The sequence below is a fragment of the Noviherbaspirillum sp. genome, assembly GCF_035627455.1.
GTDB lineage: Bacteria > Pseudomonadota > Gammaproteobacteria > Burkholderiales > Burkholderiaceae_D > Noviherbaspirillum.
Window position 1 is genome coordinate 43,259 of the sequence record NZ_DASPLS010000059.1, and the last position, 23,422, is coordinate 66,680.

Consider the following 23,422-nt stretch of genomic DNA (forward strand, 5'->3'; position numbering starts at 1 on the left):
GTGGAAAGTATGTGAACGGCGGGTTGAACCGCGGGCGGGAAGGTTTCGACTCAGCATCAATATTGATTGGTCGTCGATTCGAAAGTTCAGGAGAAAAATCATGTCGGAACAGGGCGGCAACAGCGGGCCAGGACGTTACCCCAGCCTGCAGGGAAAACGCGTATTCGTGACCGGCGGCGGGTCGGGCATCGGCGAGGCGATCGTCGCCGGATTCGCGGAGCAGGGGGCGAAGGTGGCGTTCATCGACATCGCGGTCGATCCCAGCCTCGCGCTATGCGAGAGGCTCGCGCAGCAGGGCCTGGACAAGCCGGTGTTCCGCCGCTGCGACATCCGTGACATTCCGTCCCTGCAAGACACGATCCGCACCCTCGCTGCCAGCGTCGGCGACTTCGACGTCCTGGTCAACAATGCCGGCAATGACCAGCGGCACAAGCCGGAAGAGGTGACGGTCGATTTCTGGAACAACTGCATCGCGATCAACCAGAGGCCGATGTTTTTCGCCGCGCAAGCGGTGATCGACGGCATGAAGCGGCGCGGCGGCGGCGCCATCATCAACCTCGGCTCGATCAGCTGGCATATCGCCAACGGCGGCTATCCCGTCTACACCACGACCAAGTCCGCCGTCAGCGGCCTGACGCGGGGCCTCGCACGCGATCTCGGGCAGTTCAACATCCGCGTCAATACCGTCACGCCCGGCTGGGTGATGACCGAGAAGCAGGTCGCGATGTGGCTCGACGAGGAGGGCGAAAAGCTGATCGACCGCAGCCAGTGCCTGAAAGGCCGCCTGATGCCGGACGATATCGCGCGCATGGTGCTGTTCCTCGCTTCCGACGACGCGAAGATGTGCAGCGCGCAGGAATTCATCGTCGACGGCGGCTGGGCCTGATTTTCTTAGCGACAGGGCGCAACATGACGCAACAAGCCACAACTCTGATGGGCATCGACTGGGGGACCAGCAATCGGCGCGCCTACCTGCTCGACGAACAGGGCGGACTGGTGCGGCAGCATGACGACCATGAAGGCATCCTGCATGTCGCCGGCGACTTCGAAGGCTCGCTGAAGAACCTGCTCGACGCGCTCGAGATCGAGCGCGCGGACATCGTGATGTCGGGCATGGTGGGCAGCCGCAACGGCTGGCGCGAAGCGCCTTACCTGTCCACCGACCGGCCGGTCGCGCAACTGGCGCAGGCGATGACGGAAATCGGGACCTCGATTCCCGGCGTGCGTGTGCGCGTGGTGCCGGGATACCGGTATGTCGACCCGCACGGCCTGCCGGACGTCATGCGCGGCGAGGAAACCCAGGTGTTCGGCGCGCTGGCGCTGGGCGCGCCGGACGGCTGGTTCCTGCTGCCCGGCACGCACAGCAAATGGGTGCGCGTGGAAGCGGGCAGGATCGCCGAGTTCAGCACCTTCATGACGGGCGAGCTGTATGCGCTGATGTCCGAGCACGGCACGCTGTCCAAGGTGATGGGCGCCAGGGAGTCGGTGCCCGAGGCCTTCGCCGCCGGACTGGAAGCGGCGCGCCACGGCGGCTTCACGCATACCGCGTTCTGCTGCCGGGCGCTGGTCGTGGCCGACATGATGCCTGCGGCGCACACCGCATCCTACCTGTCCGGCCTGCTGATCGGCACCGAAATGCACGAGGTCCTGCGCCGCGGCGCCGGTGCCATGACTTCGCCGGTGCAGGTGGTCGGCAGCGCCGCGTTGTCCTCGCGTTACCTGAGCGCGCTCGAGCTGCTCGGCATCCCCGCGCGCGCCTGGCAGCCGGACGGCGTGTATGTCGCCGCGCTGCGCGCGCTGTTCAACCTCCCTGGCTAGAGGCATATCATGGACCTGTTCAAACCTTCCCCTTGCCCATTGGTGGCGATCCTGCGCGGGCTCACGCCATCCGAGGCGCCGGCGGTGGGGCGCATCCTGTTCGATGCCGGCTTTCGCATGCTGGAAGTGCCGCTGAACCGCCCGGGGGCGATCGACGCGATGCATGCCTTGCTGCGCATCGCGCCGGACGACGCACTGGTCGGCGCCGGCACGGTACTCTCGGTGCAGGACGTGGAGACGGTGAAGGACGCCGGCGGCCGTCTCATCGTGTCGCCGCACTACGCGCCGGACGTGATCAGCCACGCGGCGTCGCATGGCATGATCGCGCTGCCGGGCGTGGCGACGCCGACCGAGGCCTTCGGCGCACTCGCCGCCGGGGCGCACGGCCTGAAGCTGTTCCCGGCGGAGATGATCAGCCCGGCCGCGGTGAAGGCGCTGCGGTCGGTGCTGCCGGTCGACACGCCGCTGTTCCCGGTGGGCGGGATCCAGCCGCATAACATGGCCACCTATGTGGCAGCCGGCGCCACCGGCTTCGGCATCGGCGGCGCGCTGTACTTCCCGCGCATCGACGAGGCAGCGCTGAAGCGGGCGGCCGACGCCTTCATGGCCGCGCGGCGCAACCTCTTGCACGAACGATAACTGAGGCCGAATATCGCCGCCATCTGCGTTGGCGGTGCTGCGGACTGGTAAAATAACGGGTTATCCTGAATTTTCCGCAAAAAGGTTTTACCCGTGCTTTCCACCGCAAACATCACGATGCAGTTCGGCCCGAAGCCGCTGTTCGAAAACATCTCCGTCAAATTCGGCGATGGCAACCGCTACGGCCTGATCGGCGCCAACGGCTGCGGCAAGTCCACCTTCATGAAGATCCTCGGCGGCGATCTGGAGCCGAGCTCCGGCACCGTCATGCTCGATCCCAACGAGCGCCTCGGCAAGCTGCGCCAGGACCAGTTCGCGTATGAAGAGATGCGCGTGCTCGACGTGGTCATGATGGGGCACACCGAAATGTGGGCGGCGATGGCGGAACGCGACGCGATCTACGCCAATCCGGACGCGACCGACGAGGACTACATGCGCGCGGCCGACCTGGAAGCGAAGTTCGCCGAATACGACGGCTACACCGCCGAGGCTCGCGCCGGCGAACTGCTGCTGGGCGTGGGCATTCCGCTGGAGCAGCACCAGGGGCCGATGAGCAATATCGCACCCGGCTGGAAGCTGCGCGTGCTGCTGGCGCAGGCGCTGTTCTCCAATCCCGACATCCTGCTGCTGGACGAGCCGACCAACAACCTCGACATCAATACCATCCGCTGGCTGGAGGACGTGCTCAACGAGCGCAACTCCACGATGATCATCATTTCGCACGACCGCCACTTCCTGAACCAGGTCTGCACGCACATGGCCGACATGGATTACGGCACGCTGAAGATCTACCCCGGCAACTACGACGACTACATGCTGGCGTCTTCGCAGGCGCGCGCCCAGGTCCTCGCCGCGAATGCCAAGGCCAAGGAGCGGGTGGCGGAACTGCAGGAATTCGTGCGCCGCTTCTCGGCCAACAAGTCCAAGGCCCGCCAGGCAACCTCGCGCGCGAAGCAGATCGAGAAGATCAAGGTGGAGGACGTCAAGCCGTCCTCCCGGCAGGAACCCTACATCCGCTTCGAAGGCGAGAAGAAGCTGCACCGCCAGGCAGTCGAAGTGGAAGGCCTGTCGAAATCCTACGACCGCACGATCTTCAAGAACTTCAGCATCCTGGTGGAAGCCGGCGAAAAGATCGCGATCATCGGCGCCAACGGCGCGGGCAAGACCACGCTGCTGCGCAGTATCGGCGGCGACTTCTGCAGCATGAAGCCGGACGCGGGCATGTCGAAGTGGGCGGAAAACGCCAGCGTCGGTTACATGCCGCAGGATCCGACCGAGGAATTCGCCATCGACAAGAACCTGACCGACTGGATGGGGCAATGGACGAAGGAGGGCGACGACGACCAGGCGGTGCGCTCCATCCTCGGCCGGCTGCTGTTTTCCGGCGACGACGTGAGGAAATCGGTGAAGGTGCTGTCGGGCGGCGAGAAGGGCCGGATGATGTACGGCAAGCTGATGCTCGGCCGGCACAATGTCCTGCTGATGGACGAGCCGACCAACCACATGGACATGGAGTCGATCGAGTCGCTCAACATCGCGCTCGACAAGTATGCCGGCACGCTGATCTTCGTGTCGCATGACCGCGAGTTCGTGTCGTCGCTGGCCACGCGCATCCTCGAAATCCGGGATGGCGAAATCATCGATTTCCACGGCGGCTACGAGGAATACCTGACCAGCCAGGGCATCGAGTAGCAATGAAAAACGCAGCAGGGCGGACGCTGCTGCGTTGTTCGTTTCGGCGCGGGACTTACCGGGATACCGTTGCGCCTGCCGCCGTGGAATCCGGCGCCGTGCCCGCCTGTTGCAGCAGCTGGTCGAGGCGGCTGCGCAGGCTGCGTGCCACTTCGTTGCCCTTGGCCTTGAGCACCGCTTCGAGGTAGGGGGCGCGCAGTTCGCGCAGGTCGTCGACCGAGGCGGCTTTTTCCACCTTGAGCTGCAACGCATAGCCGCGCAGGCCGATGGTGGTCTTGATCGTTTCGGTGTAGAACTGGTAGATCGCCTGGTACGATGATTGGCCGCTTACCGGCGCAGCTGCCGCGGTGTCGTCCGGCACCGGCGCGGCCGGCTCCGGAAGCGCGACTTCCTGGATGAAGCCGCCGGCCGACAGTTCCGCGAGGTTATCGGCAGTCAGGCCGAGTCCGGACACTTTCTTCAGCAGCTCGTCGGCGCTCTGCTTGCCGTCGATCATGACGAGGAGGCTTCGCAGCCGCGGGCTGACCTTGTACTTGCGCGTGGCGATTTCCTCCCGCCCCTTGTCGGTCTTGTCGAAAATGCGATGCGTCATAGGCGTTGCTTCCCATTCGAAAACGCGCTGCTTACATTTTCCTGCCCTGAGCCGATGTGGTGTTCTCTGGTATCTGTCTCGAGGAGCCCTGCCGGCAGTTTTTGCTTTTATGGCAATACCTGCGATCGCTGTTACGCCGGCTTTTTTGGATTTTCCGTAAGGCAGTATGCTATCGAATTTTCAGAACGTAAATACAAAATCGCTATTAGCAAATGAGAAAAGCGGATAATAGGGCCGGGCCGCGGGTAGGGAAACCGGCGCCATTGTCCCTCCGCGTCGCTTGAAAATTGTCGCCAAACCCCCAGTTCTGCAATATCGGGCATACTCCACTTTTTGCGCTCCGGGCGCCGCGTTTCCGCCAGATTGGCGTTTTTACTACCATGCAGATCCAACCCATCAAGACCGTCGAATTCGAACGCCCGCAAATGGACGCGGGCACCAGCTGCGTTGCGAATGCCTGGGCACGGGTGCCCCTGGCGCCCACCCCCGAGGAAAAACTGGCGCTCAAGGAGCGCATCAAGCGCCTGCTGAAGGAAAAGCAGGCGGTGCTGGTGGCGCACTACTACGTCGACGCCGATCTGCAGGACCTGGCGGAGGAAACCGGCGGCTGCGTTTCCGATTCCCTGGAGATGGCGCGCTTCGGGCGCGATCACCCGGCCAAGACCCTGGTCGTCGCCGGCGTGAAATTCATGGGCGAGACTGCCAAGATCCTCAGCCCGGAAAAAACCATCCTGATGCCCGACCTCGATGCGACCTGCTCGCTCGACCTAGGCTGCCCGGCCGATGAATTCGCGGCATTCTGCGACGCGCATCCGGACCGTACCGTCGTGGTGTACGCCAATACCAGCGCGGCGGTGAAGGCGCGCGCCGACTGGATGGTGACCTCGTCGATCGGGCTGGAGATCGTCGAGCACCTGCATGCGCAGGGCAAGAAGATCCTGTGGGCCCCGGACAAGCACCTCGGCGGCTACATCCAGAAGAAGACCGGGGCCGACATGCTGCTGTGGCAGGGGTCCTGCCTGGTGCACGACGAATTCAAGGGCATCGAGCTGGAACTGCTGCGCCGCGACCATCCCAAGGCCAAGGTGCTGGTGCATCCGGAATCGCCGGAAGCAGTCGTGGCGCAGGCCGACGTGGTCGGCTCCACCTCGCAGCTGATCGCCGCCGCGCGGACGCTCGACGCAGACGAGTTCATCGTCGCCACCGACAACGGCATCCTGCACAAGATGCGCATGGCCGCGCCGGGCAAGCGCTTCATCGACGCGCCGACCGCCGGCAACAGCGCCACCTGCAAGAGCTGCGCGCATTGCCCGTGGATGGCGATGAACGGCCTGCAGAACCTGGCCGAGGTGCTGGAAACCGGCGCCAACGAGATCCATGTCGATCCGGAAGTCGGGCGCAAGGCCTGGGTCTGCATCGACCGCATGCTGGCGTTCGCCGCCGCGCGCAAGGCAAATGTGCGGCCGGGGGGCGACCTGGCCAAAGAACAAAAACTGTTTGCAGGAATCGGACCCGCATGAGCACCTTACAGAACCCGTTTGCCCCCTTCGACCCGGCGCTGGCCGCCGCCTTCGAGGAAAACATCCGCGCCGCGCTGGCCGAAGACGTCGGCAGCGGCGATCTCACCGGTCTGCTGGTGCCGGAAAACGATTGGGTCAAGGCGCGGGTGATCGTGCGCGAGGCGGCGGTACTGTGCGGCGCGCCGTGGTTCGAAGGCGTGATGAAGCAGCTCGATCCGCGCATCCGCATCGAGTGGCGCTTCGCGGAAGGCGCGTCGATGAGCGCCGACAGCGAAGTCTGCGGAATCGAGGCGCCGGCGCGCGCGCTGCTTACGGCGGAACGCACCGCGCTCAATTTCCTGCAACTGCTGTCCGGTGTGGCGACAGTGACCCGTCAGTATGCGGACGTGGTGCGCGGCACCCGCGCGTCGGTGCTCGATACCCGCAAGACGCTGCCCGGCCTGCGCCTGGCCCAGAAATACGCGGTACGCGTGGGCGGCGGCAAGAACCAGCGGCTGGCGCTGTACGACGGCATCCTGATCAAGGAAAACCACATTGCCGCGGCCGGCGGCATCACCGCCGCGCTGCGCACCGCGCAGGCGCTCAAGGCCGGCGTATCGATCCAGGTCGAAGTGGAAAGCATCGCGGAGCTGGTGGAGGCGCTGGCGGCGGACGCGAAGTCCATCCTGCTCGACAATTTCACGCCCGAGATGATGCGCGAAGCGGTGACCATCAACGACGGCCGCGCGCTGCTCGAGGCTTCCGGCGGCGTGAACATGACGACGGTGCGCGCGATCGCGGAAACCGGCGTCGACCGCATTTCGATCGGCAGCCTGACCAAGGACGTGCGGGCGACCGACTATTCGCTGCGCATCGTCGGCTGAATACCGCGTTTCGCGGCGGCAGGCGCCGCCGGGGGCGTAGTAGGGTGGGGGGCGCCGAGGTAGAGTGCAGCGAAACCGGCCATCCCCGTGTCTCGAGCACTCGGTGGATTTCGCTTCGCTCTACCTCGGCGACCCCACCCACCCTACAAATTCGGGGCGGAGCAGACCGTCCAGACAAATGTAAAGGACCGTAGGGCGGGTTGAGCGCCAGCGAAACCCGCCACGCGCTCTGCGGACGGTTGCCGGCGGGTCTCGCCACGATTTGCCCACCCTGCGTTATTTTGCAGGCACGCGGGCGCCTTAGCGCTGCGGCGGCGACAATACCGTCGGCAGCGCCTTGGGCAGGGTTTCAGGGAAATCCTGGCTGAAGTGCAGCCCGCGGCTTTCGCGGCGCGACAGCGCGCTTTCCACGATCATCGACGCGACGTCGACCAGGTTGCGCAGTTCCAGCAAGTCGCGCGTGATGCGGAAATGCGAATAGTATTCGTAAATCTCCTCGCGCAGCAGGCCGATCCGGTGCTGCGCCCGCTCCAGGCGCTTGGTGGTGCGCACGATGCCCACGTAATTCCACATGAAGCGCCGCAGCTCGTCCCAGTTGTGCGCGATCACCACTTCCTCGTCGGCATCCGTGACGCGGCTTTCATCCCAGGCGGGCAGGGGGATAGGCTGCGGCTTCGGCTGCAGTTCGATGTGTTTCGCCGCGGCGCGGCCGAGCACCAGGCATTCGAGCAGCGAGTTGCTGGCCAGGCGATTGGCGCCGTGCAGGCCGGTATAGGCGGTTTCCCCGACCGCGTACAAGCCCGGCAGGTCGGTGCGTCCCGCCATGTCGGTAACCACGCCGCCGCAGGTGTAATGCGCGGCCGGCACCACCGGGATCGGCTGGCGCGTGATGTCGATGCCGAGCTCCAGGCAGCGCGAATAGATGGTCGGGAAGTGCTCCTTCAGGAATTCCGGCGGCTGGTGGCTGATGTCCAGGTCCACATAATCCAGGCCGCGCTTCTTCATTTCGAAGTCGATCGCCCGCGCGACCACGTCGCGCGGCGCCAGTTCGGCGCGCTCGTCGTGCGCCGGCATGAAGCGCTTGCCGGCGGCCGCGCCGGCTTCCGCCGGCAGCTTGAGCACGCCGCCTTCGCCGCGCACCGCTTCGCTGATCAGGAAGGATTTCGCGTACGGATGGTACAGGCAGGTCGGATGGAACTGGACGAATTCCATGTTGGCCACGCGGCATCCGGCGCGCCATGCCATGGCGATGCCGTCGCCGGTCGCGGTGTCCGGGTTCGTCGTGTACAGGTAGACCTTGCCGGCGCCGCCGGTGGCCAGCACCGTGTGATCGGCCGCCAGCGTCATCACCTCGCCGCTGTGGACGTCCTGTACGTAAAGTCCCGCGCAGTAAGGCGAGCCGGCGTGCGGATCGACCTTGTCGGAGCGGATCACGTCGATCGCGAAGTGATGCTCCAGCACCGTGATGTTCGGATGGGCGCGCGCCTTCTGCTCCAGCGTGACCTGCACCGCGTGGCCGGTGGCGTCGGCGGCGTGGATGATGCGGCGCTGGCTGTGGCCGCCTTCCCGCGTCAGGTGGTAGCCGAGTTCGGCAGCCGGATCGCGGGTGAAGGGCACGCCTTGCTCGATCAGCCACTCGATCGCCGCGCGGCTGTTTTCGACGATCGTGCGGGTGGCGCCTTCGTCGCACAGGCCGGCGCCGGCGACCAGCGTGTCGGCAATGTGCTGCTCATGGCTGTCGTTGGAATCCAGCACGGCGGCAATGCCGCCTTGCGCCCAGTTGCTTGCGCCGTCGAGCAGGCTGCGCTTGGAAACCACGACGACTTTGCGCGTCTGCGCGAGGTGCAGGGCGACCGACAGACCGGCCAGGCCGCTGCCGACGATGGCGACATCAAATTTCATAAGATAGGAATTCGACTGCGTTGTCATTACACGAAGCGACATCTTATCACCTGGCAATCCTGTCCAATGGTTGTTTGGCGGGCAGCGACGGGAAATCCCTGCTGGCGTCCCGGAAAGCGTTCGCCGCCGCTGTGGTAACCTCAACAAGTTTTCGCCTCCGGACTTCTTCACCGTATGACTGGGATATTGAAAAAAGTTGCCCTGCTTGTTGCCGTTCTGGTGCTGGCAGCGATCGCGGCGGCGCTCTGGTACCGCGCTGCAAGCCAGCCGCAGATTGACGGAAAGATCACCCTGAAGGGGCTTGGCGGCCCGGTCGACATCGTGCGCGACGCCGAGGGCATCCCGCATATTTATGCCAGGTCCACCGACGACGCCTATTTCGCGCTCGGCTTCGTGCACGCGCAGGACCGCCTGTGGCAGCTCGAGCTGAACCGGCGCATCCCGGCCGGCCGGATGGCGGAAATCCTCGGCCCGAATGCGCTCGATGCCGACCGTTTCCTGCGCACCCTCGGCGTGCGGCGCAATGCAGAACGCATCCTCGCCGCGCTCGCTCCGGAAACCCGTGCCGCCCTCGATGCCTATGCGCGCGGCGTGAATGCCTGGCTCGACAATCGCAGCGGGCCGCTGCCGCCGGAATTCCTGCTGACCGGCGCACCGGCGCCTGCGCCCTGGCAACCGGTCGATTCGATCGGCTGGCAAACCATAATGGCCTGGGACCTCGGCGCGAACTGGACACAGGAAATGCTGCGCATGCGGCTGGCGCAGCGCCTGTCGCTGGCGCAGATCGGCGAGTTCCTCGCGCCATATCCCGGCGAGCAGGCGCTGCCGACGCAGGACTTTACGACGCTGTACCGGGAACTCTCGGGCACCGCCCGGCAGCTGGGCAGGGTGGCGGCGATTGCGCCGCCTTCGTATGTGGATGGCATGGGATCGAACAACTGGGTGGTGTCGGGCGCGCTGTCGGAGACCGGCAAGCCGCTGCTGGCCAACGATCCGCATCTCGGCCTGGCGGCGCCTGCACTGTGGTACTTCGCGCACCTGTCGGCGCCCGGCCTGAACGTGATCGGCGCGACGCTGCCCGGCCTTCCGTCGGTTGTGCTCGGCCGCAACGACCGCATCGCCTGGGGTTTCACCAATACCGCGCCGGACGTGCAGGACCTGTACATCGAGCGCCTTCACCCGGAAGACAAGCGGCGCTACCAGACGCCGGACGGCTGGGCGGAATTCACGGTGCGCAACGAAACCATCAAGGTCAAGGGGCAGCCCGACGTCACCATCGAAGTGCGCGAGACGCGGCACGGGCCGGTGATCACCGGGGCGCTGCCGATCGTGGAAAAGGCGGCGCTGGACGCAAACCGATATGTGGTGGCCTTCGCCTGGACCGCACTGCGGCCGGACGACCTGACGCTGCAGGCCGGCATGCGGTTCAACGGCGCGCAGAACTGGCAGCAGTTTCTCGACGCCGCGCGGGACTTCGGCTCGCCGCAGCAGAGCATCGTGTATGCGGATGTCGACGGCAACATCGGGTTTGTCGCACCGGGCCGCGTCCCGGTGCGCAAGCCGGAAAACGACCTGAAGGGACTGGCGCCGGCGCCGGGCTGGGATGCGCGCTACGACTGGGCCGGCTTCATCCCGTTCGAGCAGCTGCCGCAGAAGTACAATCCGGCATCGCAGCGGATCATGACGGCGAACCACAAGATCGTCGAGGCGGATTATCCGCATTTCCTTACCAGCGAGTGGACCCTGCCGTACCGCGCGCGGCGCATCGATGCGTTGCTGGATGCGAAGCCGAAGCACGACCTCGCCAGCTTCGCGGCGATCCAGAAAGACCATGTGTCGCTTGCCGCGCAGGAAATCCTGCCGGTGCTGCGCAAGGCTGTGCCGCGCTCGGAGCGGGCGAAGGCGGCGCTGGCGATGCTCGCCGGCTGGAACGGCGAGATGGAGATGCAGCGCGCGGAGCCGCTGATCTACAACGCCTGGATGCGTATGGCCGCGCGCCAGATCTTCACCGATGAGCTCGGCGAGGCGCTGATGAAGGATTACTGGGAACAGCGCAATACCCACCTGTCCACCGTCAACGTACTGATGAACCGGGACGGGCAGGGCAGGTGGTGCGCCGACGCGACTGTGCAGGTCAAGGGCAGGAAGCAGACCTGCGAAGAGGTGCTGTCGGCGTCGCTCGAGGCGGCGCTGGCCGATCTCGAGCAGCGCTACGGCGCCGACATGTCGGCCTGGCGCTGGGGCGAGGCGCACTTCGCGCGCTCGGAGCACCGGCCGTTCGCGAAGGTGGATGCGCTGGCCAGAGTGTTCGATATCCGCGTGCCGTCGCCCGGCGACACCTTCACCGTCAACGTCGGCCGCCATAACCTGCGCGACGAGGCGATGCCGTTCGCGAACCGGCATGCGGCCAGCCTGCGCGCGCTGTACGACCTGGCCAACCTGGAGAATTCGCGCTTCATCCATTCGACCGGACAGTCCGGCAACGTGCTGTCGCCGCTGTACCGCAGTTTCAGCCGGCGCTGGGCGGAGGTCGACTACGTGCCGATGAAGACCAGGCGCGAGGACGTGGAACAAGGCCGGCTCGGCATGCTGACGCTGGCGCCTTGACGGCAGGGATACGAATGATGATGGAAGCCGCAACCTTTCCCGCGCAGGCCCCGGCCGCGGCCGGCCGCATTCCCGGGAACAAGGGGATCTGGGTGGGCATCACCTGCGAATTCGTCGAGTTCGCGCTGATGTTCGTCGTGTACTTCGTCGCCCGCTACAACTATCCCGATGCCTTCCGCAGCGGCCCGGAACAGATCTGGACCACCGGCGGCGCGATCAACACCGTGCTGATGGTGACCAGCAGTTTTTTCATCGCCTGCGCGGTGGCGTCGATGAAGCAGGGGAATCCGCAACGGTCGCGCTTATGGATGGTGGCGGCGATCGTCACCGCGCTCGGCTACCCGGTGGTCAAGCTGCTGGAGATCGACTGGAACCTGGCGCACGGCATCGACGGCCGCGCGGGCATCTTCTACACCGTCTACTATTACCTGACCTTCAACCACATGGTCCATGCCTGCTGGGGCATCCTCGGCATGGGCTGGGTGCTGGCGCGCATGTCGATGAACGCCTATACGCCGGAGCAGCATGACGGCCTCGAGGCGATGGCCAGCTACTGGCATGCGACCGACATCATCTGGCTCGCGATTTTTCCGCTTTTTTATGTCCTGGCCTGAATCATGAAGACCGCCGCCGAAAAAAAACCGCTGCACCTGCAGGCCTGGGCGGTGCTGCTGGCGCTCACCGGCATCAGCCTGCTGCTTGGTGCGTCCTTTGGCCACGCGCGCTGGATGCCGCTGCTGGTCGCGGCGCTCATCTGGGTGAAAGGGATGGTGGTGGCGCGCGTGTTTCTCGAGTCGCGCGACATCCATCCCTTCATCGGCTGGCTGCTGCGGATTTTCATCGCCTTCGCGCCGCTGGCGCTGCTGCTGAGCGCGGCCCTGGACCGGTGACGCCGGTCGCCGGGCGCGCGGCTCAGCTGACCGGCGGGGGACCGCGGCGCGCCTGGTTGTCCTGGCCCGCGGCGGAGGGCACGATATCCGGATCGAGGCCGACGACCGCCAGTGCCGTGGCGGCCGGTCCGTGCAGCACCTCGCCCTCGGTATCGAAGCGGGAGCCATGGCAGGGGCAATCCCAGGATCGTTCCGCGGAATTCCAGTGGACCACGCATCCGAGATGGGTGCATTTCGCCGAGACCGCGTGCAATCCGCCCTGTTCATCCCGGTACACCGCCAGCTTGCGGGTGCCGTCGCGCAGGATCGCGCCTTCGCCGGCCGCGATCTCCTGCACCGAATCGACTTCACCGCCGGTCACCCATTCGCCGTAGCGCGATAGCGTGTCGGCCTGTTCGACGACGAAGTCGGAAATGCCGTGTTTCACCTTGCGCGACGGGTCGTACACTGATTGCCAGGGATTGGCGCGTCCCATGATCTGGTCGGTCACGATGATCGCGCCGATCGTGGTATGGGTCATGCCGTTGCCGGAGTCGCCGGTGATGATGTAGACATTCTTGTTGTCCATCGGATTGCGCCCGAGGTAGGCCGGACCGTCGGACGGCTCCATGATCTCGCCCGACCAGCGGTATTCCACCGCCTGCGCCATCGGGAAGCGCTCGCGCACCCACTGTTCGATTTCATCGTAGCGATGCTGCGGATGGGTGTCCTCGCCGACCTTGTGGTCGGCGCCGCCGACGACGAGGATCTCGTGGTCCGCCGCGGGATCGGGCGTTTCAAGCCGGATGTAATAGTACGGATCGCCGGTGTCCCACAGCAGGATGCGCGGCACCGAGCCTTTCGGCACGCGCACCCCGATCACATAGGAACGGTAACCGGCCTGCTTGGTATGCATCACGACGCGGTCGTTGAACGGCGTGTTGGTGGCGACCACGACCGCGTTCGCCGCTATACTGCCGTTCAGCGTGGCGACGACCTGCCGGCTGTCGTCGCCGTCGACGGATATTGCCCGCGTGCGGCCGTAGATCCTGCCGCCGCGCGCGACGAAGGCCTGTGCAAGCCCGGCCAGGTACTTCAGCGGATGGAACTGCGCCTGCCGGGCATAACGGATGCACGGGCCGGTATCGAAGCTCAGGCCGGGGACGCGGTCGAGCGGTTGCACGTCGACGCCGGCGCGGCCGGCCGCCGCGAGTTCCTTGTCGAGCTCCTTGAAGCCGTTGCCCGGCAGCGCGTACAGGTAGCCGTCCAGGCGCTCGAATTCGCAATCGATGCGCTCGTCGCGCACGATGGACTCCACCAGGTTCGTGGCCGCGGCAAAGCTTTCTGCGACCAGCCGGGCCTTGTCCGCGCCGAATCCCTTCTCGACGTCAACATACCACTCGTCCGGCGGGAAGAAATGCGCGGTCGTACGTCCGGTTTCGCCGGCGCCGATGCCGAGCGCATCGATCAGCACCACTTCCCGGCCTTCCCTGGCCAGCAGGTAGGCGGTGCTCAGGCCGGCGATACCGGCGCCGACCACGCACACATCCGTCACCAGGTCGCCCGCCAGTGGCGGAAACTCGGGTACGGTCGCCGTCGCCATCCAGACCGAGGTCGACGCGCCGTTGGTGGCCGCGTGTGTCGTACCGGTTACTGCTGTCGCATGTGTTGCATCCGTCGCCTCAGACATGGCTCACCCTTTCGAATTGGCAATTCACGCGCACATCGGACCGGCCCGCCCGGCGATGTGCATAAGTTCGGGACGCCGCATCCCGGGCGCGGTTCCCGCCCGCCCGGGGCCGCATGCGGCCGCTCAGTGCTTGAGCTTGTAGCTCTTGACTTGTTCGAGCAGCTGGTCGGGGCCGAACTGGGTGTAGTCCTTGTTGATTTCCAGGCTCACGACCGACTCCAGCCGCGGGTCCAGCAGCTTTCTGAGCAGGCCGAGGAATTGCGGCGACACCACCAGCGAGAGTTGCTGGAAGCGGCCCTCCTGGTATGCCTGCAGCAGGAAGGCGGCGATGTCGCGCGCAAACAGTTCCGCCTGGTGCGCGTCGGGCGTCTGCGGCGGCTCGTAGAGCTTGTTCGGCGTCGCGCCGCCGGTGTTATGGATGCTCTTGGTGCCCGATGTCGGGCCGATCTTGTCGGTCTCGCCGGCGTCGAGCCGGCGCATGCGCGCCGATTCGTTCACCATGTCGTTGACTTCCTCGAGGGAGTCGGACGACTGGTCTTGCGCAAAGAATCTTGCGCGGCTGGCATTTGCTGAAAGAATCCACGTTGCTTGCATGTTCATCCCCGTAAAACCTTGGCAAAAAGCTTCGATGTGCAAACGGCGGGAAACGTTCCGCAGGCGCCGGGGCAGGGATGCGGGATGTGTTATTTCTCAAATGCATAAAAAAAGCCGCCAGGGTTGCTGGCGGCTTCAAAACCAGGATTACCGGAAGGTAGGCCTGGGACGATTAGACGGTTAGTCGTTCGCGTAGATGTCGCGATCCTTGGTTTCCTTCACGAACAGCAGGCCGATCACGAAGGTGATCATCGCGATGATGATCGGGTACCAGAGGCCGTAGTAGATGTCGCCCTTGTAAGCAACGAGTGCGAACGAGGTCGTCGGCAGCAGGCCGCCGAACCAGCCGTTACCGATGTGGTAGGGCAGGGACATCGAGGTGTAGCGGATGCGGGTCGGGAACAGCTCCACCAGCATCGCGGCGATCGGGCCGTAGACCATGGTCACGTAGAGCACCAGGATGACCAGCAGCAGCAGGACCATGCCCTTGTTCATCTGGGCCGGATCAGCCTTGGTCGGATAGCCTGCAGCCTTGATCGCGTCAGCCAGTTCCTTGGAGAAAGCCTTGTCCTTCGCAGCAGCCTCGTCCTTCGGCAGCGCGGCCGCGTTATAGGACGCGATCACCTTGTCGCCGACCTTGACGACAGCCGGGGTGCCGGGCGGGGCGGGTTCATTGGTGTAGTTCACCGATGCGGCAGCCAGCTTTGCCTTCACGATATCGCAGGAAGAGGTGAACTTCTTGGTGCCGGTCGGGTTGAACTGGAATTGGCAGTCATCCGGATCTGCAGTAACCACCACCGGTGCGGTCTTGATCGCCTGTTCCAGCTGCGGATTGGCGTAGTGGGTCAGCGCGTTGAAGATCGGGAAGTAGGTCGCTGCTGCGATCAGGCAGCCGCCGAGGATGATCGGCTTGCGGCCGATCTTGTCGGACAGGGAACCGAACACGATGAAGAACGGGGTACCGATCACCAGCGATGCCGCGATCAGCAGGTTGGCCGTTGCGCCGTCGACCTTCAGCGTCTGCGTCAGGAAGAACAGGGCATAGAACTGACCCGTGTACCAGACCACTGCCTGGCCGGCGGTCAAGCCGACGAGCGCCAGGATAACGATCTTCAGGTTGTTCCACTTGCCGAAGGACTCGGTCAGCGGTGCCTTGGAGGTCTTGCCTTCAGCCTTCATCTTCGCGAAAGCCGGGGATTCGTTCATGGACAAGCGGATCCACACCGAGATTGCCAGCAGGAACACGGAGACCAGGAACGGGATGCGCCAGCCCCAGTCGGCGAACGCGGCTTCGCCGATGGCGGTACGGGTGCCCAGAATCACCATCAGGGACAGGAACAGGCCGAGGGTAGCGGTGGTCTGGATCCATGCGGTGTAGGCGCCGCGCTTGCCGTGCGGAGCGTGTTCGGCAACGTAGGTCGCCGCGCCGCCGTATTCGCCGCCGAGCGCGAGGCCCTGGAGAATACGAAGGCAGATCAGGATGATCGGAGCCGCAATGCCGATCGACGCATAGTTGGGCAGCAGGCCCACGATGAACGTGGAGATACCCATGATCAGGATGGTCACCAGGAAGGTGTACTTGCGACCGATCATGTCGCCGAGGCGGCCGAACACGATGGCGCCGAACGGACGGACGATGAAGCCCGCCGCGAAAGCCAGCAGCGCGAAAATGAACGCGGTGTTCGGGTCGGTGCCCGCGAAGAACTGCTTCGCGATAATTGCTGCGAGCGAGCCGTATAGGTAAAAGTCATACCATTCGAACACGGTACCCAGGGAAGACGCGAAAATGACTTTCCGCTCTTCCGCCGTCATACCGCGAGCAGCCGTCGTCTGTACTGTCGCCATGTGGATCTCCTCAAACTCTTAATTAATATGAATGTGCAAAGACATTTTGCCCATTGATTGCACGCTTGGAGTGTGCGACGCGAACCTTACGGCACGCTTGCTCGAAACTTACAAAACCTTACAACCATGACAATGGCTTTTATGCAATTTCTCCTATGAAAAGGAAGGGACGGCAGCCGCAAAAAGATGGTCATAACAATTACGAACGATCGTGCTAAAAATGTGATATTCTCGAATTTCGTTGCAATTCCCGACCCGTAAGAAGCCATAACGAATCGTCCTCGCACCGCCCGGGACGTCGACCAATTCATACAAGGAGCCTCAAATGACTGACGCCGTCATCGTTTCCACCGCCCGCACCGGCCTCGCCAAGTCCTGGAAGGGAGCATTCAACATGACCCACGGTGCGACCATGGGCGGCCATGTGCTGAAAGCCGCAATCGAGCGCGCGAAGATCGATGCGGCCGAAGTGGAAGACGTGATCATCGGCTGCGCCACCCCCGAGGGTGCGACCGGCAGCAACATCGCGCGCCAGATCGCGATCCGCGCCGGCTGCCCGGTGACCACCGCCGGCATGACGATCAACCGTTTCTGTTCGTCCGGCCTGCAGACGATCGCAACCGCGGCGCAGCGCGTCATCGCCGGCGAAGGCGACATCTATGCCGCCGGCGGCGTCGAGTCGATTTCCTGCGTGCAGAATGAAGCGAACCGTCACATGATCGCCGAGACCTGGCTGACCCAGAACAAGCCGGAAATCTACTGGCCGATGCTGCAGACCGCGGAAACCGTCGCCAAGCGTTACAGCATTCCGAAGGAGCGCCAGGACGAGTACGGCGTGCAGAGCCAGCAGCGCGCCGCCGCCGCGCTGGCCGCCGGCAAGTTCAATGACGAGATCGTGCCGATGACGACCATCATGGGCGTGGCCGACAAGGAAAGCGGCATGCTGATGACGAAGGAAGTCACGATTGCCGCCGATGAAGGCATCCGCGCCGACACCACGCTGGAAGCCGTGTCCAAGATCCGTACCGCGATTCCGGGCGGCGTGATCTCCGCCGGCAATGCCAGCCAGTTCTCCGACGGCGCCTCGGTGGCGATCGTCATGAACAGCAAGGTCGCCGAGCAGAAGGGGCTGCAGCCGCTGGGCATCTTCCGCGGCTTTGCGATCGCCGGCTGCGAGCCGGATGAAATGGGCATCGGTCCGGTGTTCGCGATTCCGAAGCTGCTGAAGAAGACCGGCCTGAAGGTGGAAGACATCGGCCTGTGGGAGCTGAACGAGGCGTTCGCGGTCCAGGTGCTGTACTGCGCCGACAAGCTGGGCATCCCGATGGACCGCCTGAACGTGAACGGCGGCGCGATCGCGGTCGGCCATCCCTACGGCGTTTCCGGTGCCCGCCTGACCGGGCACGCGCTGATCGAAGGCAAGCGCCGCGGCGCCAGGTATGTCGTCGTGACGATGTGCATCGGCGGCGGCCAGGGCGCGGCCGGCCTGTTCGAAGTCGTGTAAGGTGATCGCGGGCGCGGCATGCGCCCGCGTTCGTTCCCGGGCGCCGCCGGGCGTCCTGACATCGCTCACAGCTGCGTGCGGCGACGGACCCGCACGCAAGGAGAAACAGCATGCAATCCAAGATCGTCTCCCGCCGCGACCTCGACTTCATCCTGTATGAATGGCTGAAGGCCGAGGAGCTGACCAGGCGCGCGCGCTACGCCGACCACTCGCGCGAAACCTTCAACGCCGCGATGGATACCTGCGAGCAGATCGCCTCCGACCTGTTCGCGCCGCACAACAAGAAGAACGACCAGGAAGAGCCGCATTTCGACGGCGAGACGGTGCATATCATCCCGGAAGTGAAGGCCGCATTGAAGGCCTTCTGCGACGCCGGCCTGATGGCGGCCGGCCAGGACTACGATTTCGGCGGCATGCAGCTGCCCTGCGTGATCGAAAAAGCCGGATTCGCCTACTTCAAGGGCGCCAATGTCGGCACCTCTTCCTATCCCTTCCTGACCATCGGCAATGCGAACACCCTGCTCAAGTGCGGCACGCCGGAGCAGATCGATACCTTCGTCAAGCCGATGATGGAAGGCCGCTTCTTCGGCACCATGTGCCTGTCCGAGCCGCAGGCCGGTTCCTCGCTGTCGGACATCGTCACCCGCGCCGAGCCGCAGGAAGATGGCAGCTACCGGCTCAAGGGCAACAAGATGTGGATTTCCGCCGGCGAACACGAGCTGTCGGAAAACATCGTGCACCTGGTGCTGGCCAAGATTCCCGATGAGAACGGCAAGCTGATCCCGGGCGTGAAGGGCATCTCGCTGTTCATCGTGCCGAAGAAACTGGTCAACCCGGACGGCTCGCTCGGCGAGCGCAACGACGTGGTGCTGGCCGGCCTGAACCACAAGATGGGCTACCGCGGCACGACCAACTGCCTGCTCAACTTCGGCGAGGGCAAGTACAAGCCGGGCGGCAAGGCAGGCGCGGTCGGCTACCTGGTCGGCGAGAAGCACAAAGGCCTGGCCAATATGTTCCACATGATGAACGAGGCGCGCATCGGCGTCGGCCTCGGCGCGGTGATGCTCGGCTACACCGGCTACCTGCACGCGCTGGACTATGCGCGCGAACGGCCGCAGGGGCGGCATCCGATGAACAAGGATGCGGCGCAGCCGCAGATCCCGATCATCGGACACACCGACGTCAAGCGCATGCTGCTGGCGCAGAAGGCGTATGTCGAGGGCGGCCTGGCGCTGAACCTGTACTGCGCGCGACTGGTCGACGAGGAGCGCACCGCCGAGACGGAAGAGGCGCGCCGCAACGCGACGCTCCTGCTCGACATCCTGACGCCCATCGCCAAGTCCTGGCCGTCGCAATGGTGCCTGGAAGCCAACAATCTGGCGATCCAGGTGCATGGCGGCTACGGCTATACGCGGGAATACAATGTCGAGCAGTTCTACCGCGACAACCGGCTCAATCCCATCCATGAAGGCACGCACGGCATCCAGGGCCTGGACCTGCTCGGCCGCAAGGTGACGATGCAGGGCGGCGCCGCGTTCAAGCTGCTCGGCGCGGAAGTGCAGAAGACCATCGCCAGGGCGATGGAGGTGCCCCAGCTGGCCGGATACGCAAAGGCGCTCGGCTTCGTGCTGCAGCGCATTGCGACGGTGACGCAGGCGCTGTACGCGGCGGGCGACCTGAACAAGACGCTGGCCAATGCGTCGGTGTACCTGGAGGCGTTTGGCCACGCGGTGGTGGCCTGGGTCTGGCTGGAGCAGGCGCTGGTGGCGACCGGCAAGGACGGCCACGACGCCGACTTCTACCGCGGCAAGCTGCAGGCCTGCGCGTACTTCTTCAACTGGGAGCTGCCGAAGGTGCAGCCCCAGCTCGACCTGCTGGAGAGCATCGACACCACGACGCTGGACATGCAGGACGCCTGGTTCTGAATAAGCACATACAAGGAGACGATATGCGTACCATCAAGGAATTGTTCGACCTCAGCGGCAAGACCGCCCTGGTGACCGGCGGCTCGCGCGGCCTCGGCCTGCAGATCGCCGAGGCGCTGGGCGAGCAGGGCGCGAAGCTGGTGCTGTCCTCGCGCAAGCAGGCCGACCTCGACGAGGCGGTGGCGCACCTGAAATCGCGCGGCATCGAGGCGAGCGCGATCGCCGCCGACCTGTCGAAGGAAGCCGCGGTGGAGCCGCTGGTGACGGAGGCAATGCAGCGCCTCGGCCGGATCGACATCCTGGTCAACAATGCCGGCGCCACCTGGGGCGCCCCGGCGGAGGACTATCCGCTGGAAGCCTGGGACAAGGTGATGAACCTGAACATCCGCAGCATCTTCCTGCTGTCGCAGGCAGTGGGCAAGGCGTCGATGATTCCGAACAAGTACGGCCGCATCATCAATGTCGCGTCGATTGCCGGCCTGTCGGGCAACGGCCCGGAAGGCATGCAAACCGTTGCCTACAACACGTCCAAGGGCGCGGTGGTGAATTTCACCCGCACGCTGGCCGGCGAATGGGGCAGGTACGGCATCACCGTCAACGCGCTCGCGCCCGGCTTCTTCCCGTCGAAGATGACCAAGGGCGTGCTGGAAAACTTCGGCGCCGACAACCTGGCGCGGCGCGCGCCGCTGCAGCGCATCGGCGACGACGAGGACCTGAAGGGCGCGGCGCTGCTGTTCGCGTCCGACGCCGCCAAGCACATCACCGGCCAGATCCTCGCAGTGGACGGCGGCGTGTCGGCCGTTCATTGATGGACACCGGCAAGCCGCAGCCCTTCCCGGCGGAGATTCCGTTCCTGCACGACCTCGGCGTCGAATTCCTCAGCATGGGGAACGGCGAGGCGCAGGTCGCGCTGAACCTGGAGCACCGTCACATGAACAGCTGGATGGTCACGCACGGCGGCATCACGATGACCCTGCTGGACGTCGCGATGTCGATGGCCGGGCGCTCGCTCGACCCCGATGCCCGCGGCGGCGTGACGGTCGAGATGAAGACCAGCTTCCTGCAGCCCGGCGGCCATGCCGGCGGGCGCATCATCGCCAAGGGCAAGGCGTTCCACCGTTCGAAGACGATGTGCTTCTGCGAGGGCGAAGTCTGGAACGGCGACAAGCTGGTGGCCAAGGCAATGGGCACCTTCAAGTACCTGAAGCGGCTGGATGTCGCGAAGAAGCTGGAACACGAATAAACCGATCAAGAGAATAGCGAGGAAACGATGGCAACGTACAAACGGGTAGTGCTGGCGTCCCGTCCGCAGGGGCATGTGGTTCCGCAAAACTTCCGGCTGGAGGAAGTGCCGGTGCCGGCGCTGAAGGAGGGCGAACTGCTGGTGCGCAACCATTACCTGTCGCTCGACCCCTACATGCGCATGCGCATGGAGGACGTGAAGAGTTACGCGGCGCCCCAGGCGATCGGCGACACCATGGTCGGCGGCACGGTGGGCGAAGTGGTGGAATCGAAGAATCCGAAGTTCGCGGCGGGCGACAAGGTGCGCGGCATGTTCGGCTGGTCGGAGATGGGCGTGTCCCAGGGCGGCGGCCTGGTCCGGCTCGATACCACCGATGTCCCGCTGTCCGCCTACCTCGGCGCTGTCGGCATGCCGGGCATGACGGCATGGTACGGGCTGACCCAGATCAACCAGCCGAAGGAAGGCGAAACGGTGGTGGTATCGGCTGCCAGCGGCGCGGTCGGCAGCGTGGTCGGCCAGCTGGCGAAGCTGCGCGGCTGCCGCGCGGTCGGGATTGCCGGCGGCAAGGAGAAGTGCGACTACGTGGTCAACGAGCTCGGCTTCGACGCCTGCGTCGACTACAAGGCCGGCAACCTGAAGGAGAACCTGGCGCAGGCGACGCCGGACGGCATCGACGGCCTGTTCGAGAACGTCGGCGGCGAGATCTTCGACGCCTGCCTGGCGCGCATGAACCCGTTCGGCCGCGTTGCATTGTGCGGCATGATCGCCGGCTACGACGGCGATCCGATGCCGGTCTACAACATGCGCTACCTGCTGACGATGCGCCTGACGCTGCGCGGCTTCATCGTGTCCGAGCACATGGATCTGTGGCCGCAGGGCCTGAAGGAGCTCCGCGAGCTGGTCGCGGGCGGCAAGCTGAAGTTCCGCGAGTCGGTCGCGCAGGGACTGGAAGCGGCGCCGGAAGCCTTCATCGGCATGCTGAAGGGGAAAAACTTCGGCAAGCAGCTGGTCAAGCTGATCTGATCGGCGCGGTCATAAAGGACCGTAGGGTGGGTGGGGCCGCCGAGGTGGAGTGCAGCGAAACTCACCGTCAAACGTAGCAGAAGCACCCGGTGGGTTTCGCTGCGCTCAACCCACCCTACGATCCACAACTTATTTCAGCGGAGTCCCCGTTGGCAGACCTGATCTTCCATCACTACCAGAATTCCCCGTTTTCCGAAAAGATCCGGCTGGTCTTCGGCTACAAGCGACTGGCGTGGAAATCGGTATTCATCCCGCCGGTGATGCCCAAGCCGAACCTGACGGCGCTGACCGGCGGCTACCGGCGCACCCCGGTGCTGCAGATCGGCGCCGATATTTACTGCGACACCGCGCTGATCGCCGACGTGCTGGAGCGCATTGTGCCGGAACCGGCCCTGTATCCGGCCGAGGTGGAAGGCCAGGCGCGCATCCTCGCGCAATGGGCGGACGACACGCTGTTCTGGACGGTGATCGGCTATGTGTTCCAGCCGGTGGCGATTCCCTGCCTGCTCGGACCGCTGACGCCGGAACAGATGCAGGCCTTCGGCGCCGACCGCGCCGCCATGCGCAAGGCGCCGCGCATGACAGTGGCCGAGGCGACCGGGAACCTGAAGGCCTATCTGCACCGGCTGGAAAACATGCTGACAGGAGGCAAGCCTTTCCTGCTCGGCGCGCAAGCGTCGATCGCCGATTTTTCGGTGTATCACTGCCTGTGGTTCGTGCAGCTGGCGCAGCCGCTGGCCGGCATTCTTGACGACGCGCCGCGGCTCAAGGAATGGAGCGCGCGCATGGCCGCGTTCGGGCACGGCCAGCCGGAAAAGCTGCGTGACAGCGACGCGCTCGACATTGCCCGCAATGCCGAACCGGCTTCGGCCGATGCGCCGGTCGTCGATACCCATGGCATCGCGATCGGCGAACAGGTGTCGATCATGCCGACCGATTACGCACTCGATCCGGTGCAAGGCGAGCTGGTGCTGTCCACCGCCACAGAATGGGCGGTGCGCCGCAGCGACCCGCAGGCAGGCACGGTGGTCGTGCATTTCCCGCGCGTCGGATTCCAGATGAAAAAATCCTGATCCAATCAACGAGGAGCAAGAGA

At 64.8% G+C, this 23,422-nt stretch carries 20 protein-coding genes; 15 read left to right on the forward strand and 5 right to left on the reverse strand.

Features of this window, described 5'->3' with window-relative positions:
* The first annotated feature begins 100 nt into the window (after positions 1-100).
* The 4 genes from VEC01_RS10530 (at position 101) to VEC01_RS10545 (ending at position 4,149) form a co-directional block, all read left to right on the forward strand.
* Entirely contained in the window at positions 101-886 is a 786-nt protein-coding gene (locus VEC01_RS10530) for an SDR family oxidoreductase (RefSeq protein WP_324900769.1), read from the forward strand.
* A gap of 23 nt (positions 887-909) precedes the next feature.
* Complete coding sequence (locus tag VEC01_RS10535) at positions 910-1,818, forward strand: 2-dehydro-3-deoxygalactonokinase (RefSeq protein WP_324900770.1); 909 nt, start codon at positions 910-912, stop codon at positions 1,816-1,818.
* A gap of 9 nt (positions 1,819-1,827) precedes the next feature.
* Complete coding sequence (locus VEC01_RS10540; RefSeq protein ID WP_324900771.1) at positions 1,828-2,457, forward strand: 2-dehydro-3-deoxy-6-phosphogalactonate aldolase; 630 nt, start codon at positions 1,828-1,830, stop codon at positions 2,455-2,457.
* A 93-nt stretch (positions 2,458-2,550) separates the two neighbouring features.
* Complete coding sequence (locus VEC01_RS10545) at positions 2,551-4,149, forward strand: ABC-F family ATPase (RefSeq protein ID WP_324900772.1); 1,599 nt, start codon at positions 2,551-2,553, stop codon at positions 4,147-4,149.
* A 55-nt stretch (positions 4,150-4,204) separates the two neighbouring features.
* Here the strand turns inward: VEC01_RS10545 and VEC01_RS10550 are convergent, their stop codons facing one another.
* Positions 4,205-4,741 carry a hypothetical protein gene (locus VEC01_RS10550; protein ID WP_324900773.1) on the reverse strand — a complete coding sequence of 179 codons (537 nt, stop codon included), beginning with the start codon at positions 4,739-4,741 and terminating at the stop codon, positions 4,205-4,207.
* Positions 4,742-5,121: 380 nt separating this feature from the next.
* Between VEC01_RS10550 and nadA the strand changes: the two genes are divergently transcribed.
* Positions 5,122-6,261 carry a quinolinate synthase NadA gene (gene nadA / locus VEC01_RS10555; RefSeq protein ID WP_324900774.1) on the forward strand — a complete coding sequence of 380 codons (1,140 nt, stop codon included), beginning with the start codon at positions 5,122-5,124 and terminating at the stop codon, positions 6,259-6,261.
* Positions 6,258-7,124, forward strand: a complete 867-nt coding sequence (nadC, locus tag VEC01_RS10560; protein ID WP_324900775.1) for a carboxylating nicotinate-nucleotide diphosphorylase — start codon at positions 6,258-6,260, stop codon at positions 7,122-7,124. Before nadA ends, nadC begins: the two co-directional genes overlap by 4 nt.
* Before the next feature lie 300 nt (positions 7,125-7,424).
* On the opposite strand, the gene nadB is transcribed toward nadC, so the two are convergent.
* Positions 7,425-9,026, reverse strand: coding sequence for an L-aspartate oxidase (gene nadB / locus VEC01_RS10565; protein ID WP_324900776.1), 1,602 nt, complete (start codon positions 9,024-9,026; stop codon positions 7,425-7,427).
* 174 nt (positions 9,027-9,200) lie between these two features.
* Here nadB and VEC01_RS10570 point away from each other — a divergent pair, with 174 nt between their 5' ends.
* The 3 genes from VEC01_RS10570 to VEC01_RS10580 are packed head-to-tail and all read left to right on the forward strand — an operon-like array spanning position 9,201 to position 12,523.
* Positions 9,201-11,633, forward strand: a complete 2,433-nt coding sequence (locus VEC01_RS10570) for a penicillin acylase family protein (RefSeq protein WP_324900777.1) — start codon at positions 9,201-9,203, stop codon at positions 11,631-11,633.
* 14 nt (positions 11,634-11,647) lie between these two features.
* A complete protein-coding gene (locus VEC01_RS10575; RefSeq protein WP_324900778.1) occupies positions 11,648-12,247 on the forward strand; it encodes a cytochrome c oxidase subunit 3 family protein in 600 nt (199 codons plus the stop codon).
* 3 nt (positions 12,248-12,250) lie between these two features.
* Entirely contained in the window at positions 12,251-12,523 is a 273-nt protein-coding gene (locus tag VEC01_RS10580) for a hypothetical protein (RefSeq protein WP_324900779.1), read from the forward strand.
* 22 nt (positions 12,524-12,545) lie between these two features.
* On the opposite strand, the gene VEC01_RS10585 is transcribed toward VEC01_RS10580, so the two are convergent.
* The 3 genes from VEC01_RS10585 to VEC01_RS10595 all read right to left on the reverse strand — a co-directional run bounded on the left by VEC01_RS10585 (position 12,546) and on the right by VEC01_RS10595 (position 16,631).
* Positions 12,546-14,192, reverse strand: coding sequence for an FAD-dependent oxidoreductase (locus VEC01_RS10585; protein WP_324900780.1), 1,647 nt, complete (start codon positions 14,190-14,192; stop codon positions 12,546-12,548).
* A gap of 123 nt (positions 14,193-14,315) precedes the next feature.
* On the reverse strand, positions 14,316-14,786 hold the full coding sequence (locus tag VEC01_RS10590; RefSeq protein WP_324900781.1) for a host attachment protein: 471 nt from the start codon (positions 14,784-14,786) through the stop codon (positions 14,316-14,318).
* A gap of 180 nt (positions 14,787-14,966) precedes the next feature.
* Positions 14,967-16,631 carry an MFS transporter gene (locus VEC01_RS10595; protein WP_324900782.1) on the reverse strand — a complete coding sequence of 555 codons (1,665 nt, stop codon included), beginning with the start codon at positions 16,629-16,631 and terminating at the stop codon, positions 14,967-14,969.
* 325 nt (positions 16,632-16,956) lie between these two features.
* Between VEC01_RS10595 and VEC01_RS10600 the strand changes: the two genes are divergently transcribed.
* The 6 genes from VEC01_RS10600 to VEC01_RS10625 all read left to right on the forward strand — a co-directional run bounded on the left by VEC01_RS10600 (position 16,957) and on the right by VEC01_RS10625 (position 23,399).
* A complete protein-coding gene (locus VEC01_RS10600) occupies positions 16,957-18,135 on the forward strand; it encodes an acetyl-CoA C-acyltransferase (protein WP_324900783.1) in 1,179 nt (392 codons plus the stop codon).
* Between the two features lie 110 nt (positions 18,136-18,245).
* On the forward strand, positions 18,246-20,060 hold the full coding sequence (locus VEC01_RS10605; protein WP_324900784.1) for an acyl-CoA dehydrogenase: 1,815 nt from the start codon (positions 18,246-18,248) through the stop codon (positions 20,058-20,060).
* Positions 20,061-20,083: 23 nt separating this feature from the next.
* Positions 20,084-20,869: an SDR family oxidoreductase gene (locus VEC01_RS10610; RefSeq protein ID WP_324900785.1), complete on the forward strand. Its 786-nt coding sequence runs from the start codon at positions 20,084-20,086 to the stop codon at positions 20,867-20,869.
* A complete protein-coding gene (locus VEC01_RS10615) occupies positions 20,869-21,303 on the forward strand; it encodes a PaaI family thioesterase (protein WP_324900786.1) in 435 nt (144 codons plus the stop codon). Before VEC01_RS10610 ends, VEC01_RS10615 begins: the two co-directional genes overlap by 1 nt.
* A 27-nt stretch (positions 21,304-21,330) precedes the next feature.
* Positions 21,331-22,326 (forward strand): NADP-dependent oxidoreductase, encoded by a 996-nt coding sequence (locus VEC01_RS10620; RefSeq protein ID WP_324900787.1) that lies wholly within the window; start codon positions 21,331-21,333, stop codon positions 22,324-22,326.
* Positions 22,327-22,475: 149 nt separating this feature from the next.
* Positions 22,476-23,399: a glutathione S-transferase family protein gene (locus VEC01_RS10625; RefSeq protein ID WP_324900788.1), complete on the forward strand. Its 924-nt coding sequence runs from the start codon at positions 22,476-22,478 to the stop codon at positions 23,397-23,399.
* Positions 23,400-23,422: the final 23 nt, after the last annotated feature.

Coding starts and splice junctions, on each gene's coding strand:
- VEC01_RS10530 (WP_324900769.1), top strand. CDS start 101: ATGTCGGAACAGGGCGGCAACAGCGGGCCAGGACGTTACCCCAGCCTG.
- VEC01_RS10535 (WP_324900770.1), top strand. CDS start 910: ATGACGCAACAAGCCACAACTCTGATGGGCATCGACTGGGGGACCAGC.
- VEC01_RS10540 (WP_324900771.1), top strand. CDS start 1,828: ATGGACCTGTTCAAACCTTCCCCTTGCCCATTGGTGGCGATCCTGCGC.
- VEC01_RS10550 (WP_324900773.1), bottom strand. CDS start 4,741: ATGACGCATCGCATTTTCGACAAGACCGACAAGGGGCGGGAGGAAATC.
- nadA (WP_324900774.1), top strand. CDS start 5,122: ATGCAGATCCAACCCATCAAGACCGTCGAATTCGAACGCCCGCAAATG.
- nadC (WP_324900775.1), top strand. CDS start 6,258: ATGAGCACCTTACAGAACCCGTTTGCCCCCTTCGACCCGGCGCTGGCC.
- nadB (WP_324900776.1), bottom strand. CDS start 9,026: ATGAAATTTGATGTCGCCATCGTCGGCAGCGGCCTGGCCGGTCTGTCG.
- VEC01_RS10570 (WP_324900777.1), top strand. CDS start 9,201: ATGACTGGGATATTGAAAAAAGTTGCCCTGCTTGTTGCCGTTCTGGTG.
- VEC01_RS10575 (WP_324900778.1), top strand. CDS start 11,648: ATGATGATGGAAGCCGCAACCTTTCCCGCGCAGGCCCCGGCCGCGGCC.
- VEC01_RS10580 (WP_324900779.1), top strand. CDS start 12,251: ATGAAGACCGCCGCCGAAAAAAAACCGCTGCACCTGCAGGCCTGGGCG.
- VEC01_RS10585 (WP_324900780.1), bottom strand. CDS start 14,192: ATGTCTGAGGCGACGGATGCAACACATGCGACAGCAGTAACCGGTACG.
- VEC01_RS10590 (WP_324900781.1), bottom strand. CDS start 14,786: ATGCAAGCAACGTGGATTCTTTCAGCAAATGCCAGCCGCGCAAGATTC.
- VEC01_RS10595 (WP_324900782.1), bottom strand. CDS start 16,631: ATGGCGACAGTACAGACGACGGCTGCTCGCGGTATGACGGCGGAAGAG.
- VEC01_RS10600 (WP_324900783.1), top strand. CDS start 16,957: ATGACTGACGCCGTCATCGTTTCCACCGCCCGCACCGGCCTCGCCAAG.
- VEC01_RS10605 (WP_324900784.1), top strand. CDS start 18,246: ATGCAATCCAAGATCGTCTCCCGCCGCGACCTCGACTTCATCCTGTAT.
- VEC01_RS10610 (WP_324900785.1), top strand. CDS start 20,084: ATGCGTACCATCAAGGAATTGTTCGACCTCAGCGGCAAGACCGCCCTG.
- VEC01_RS10615 (WP_324900786.1), top strand. CDS start 20,869: ATGGACACCGGCAAGCCGCAGCCCTTCCCGGCGGAGATTCCGTTCCTG.
- VEC01_RS10620 (WP_324900787.1), top strand. CDS start 21,331: ATGGCAACGTACAAACGGGTAGTGCTGGCGTCCCGTCCGCAGGGGCAT.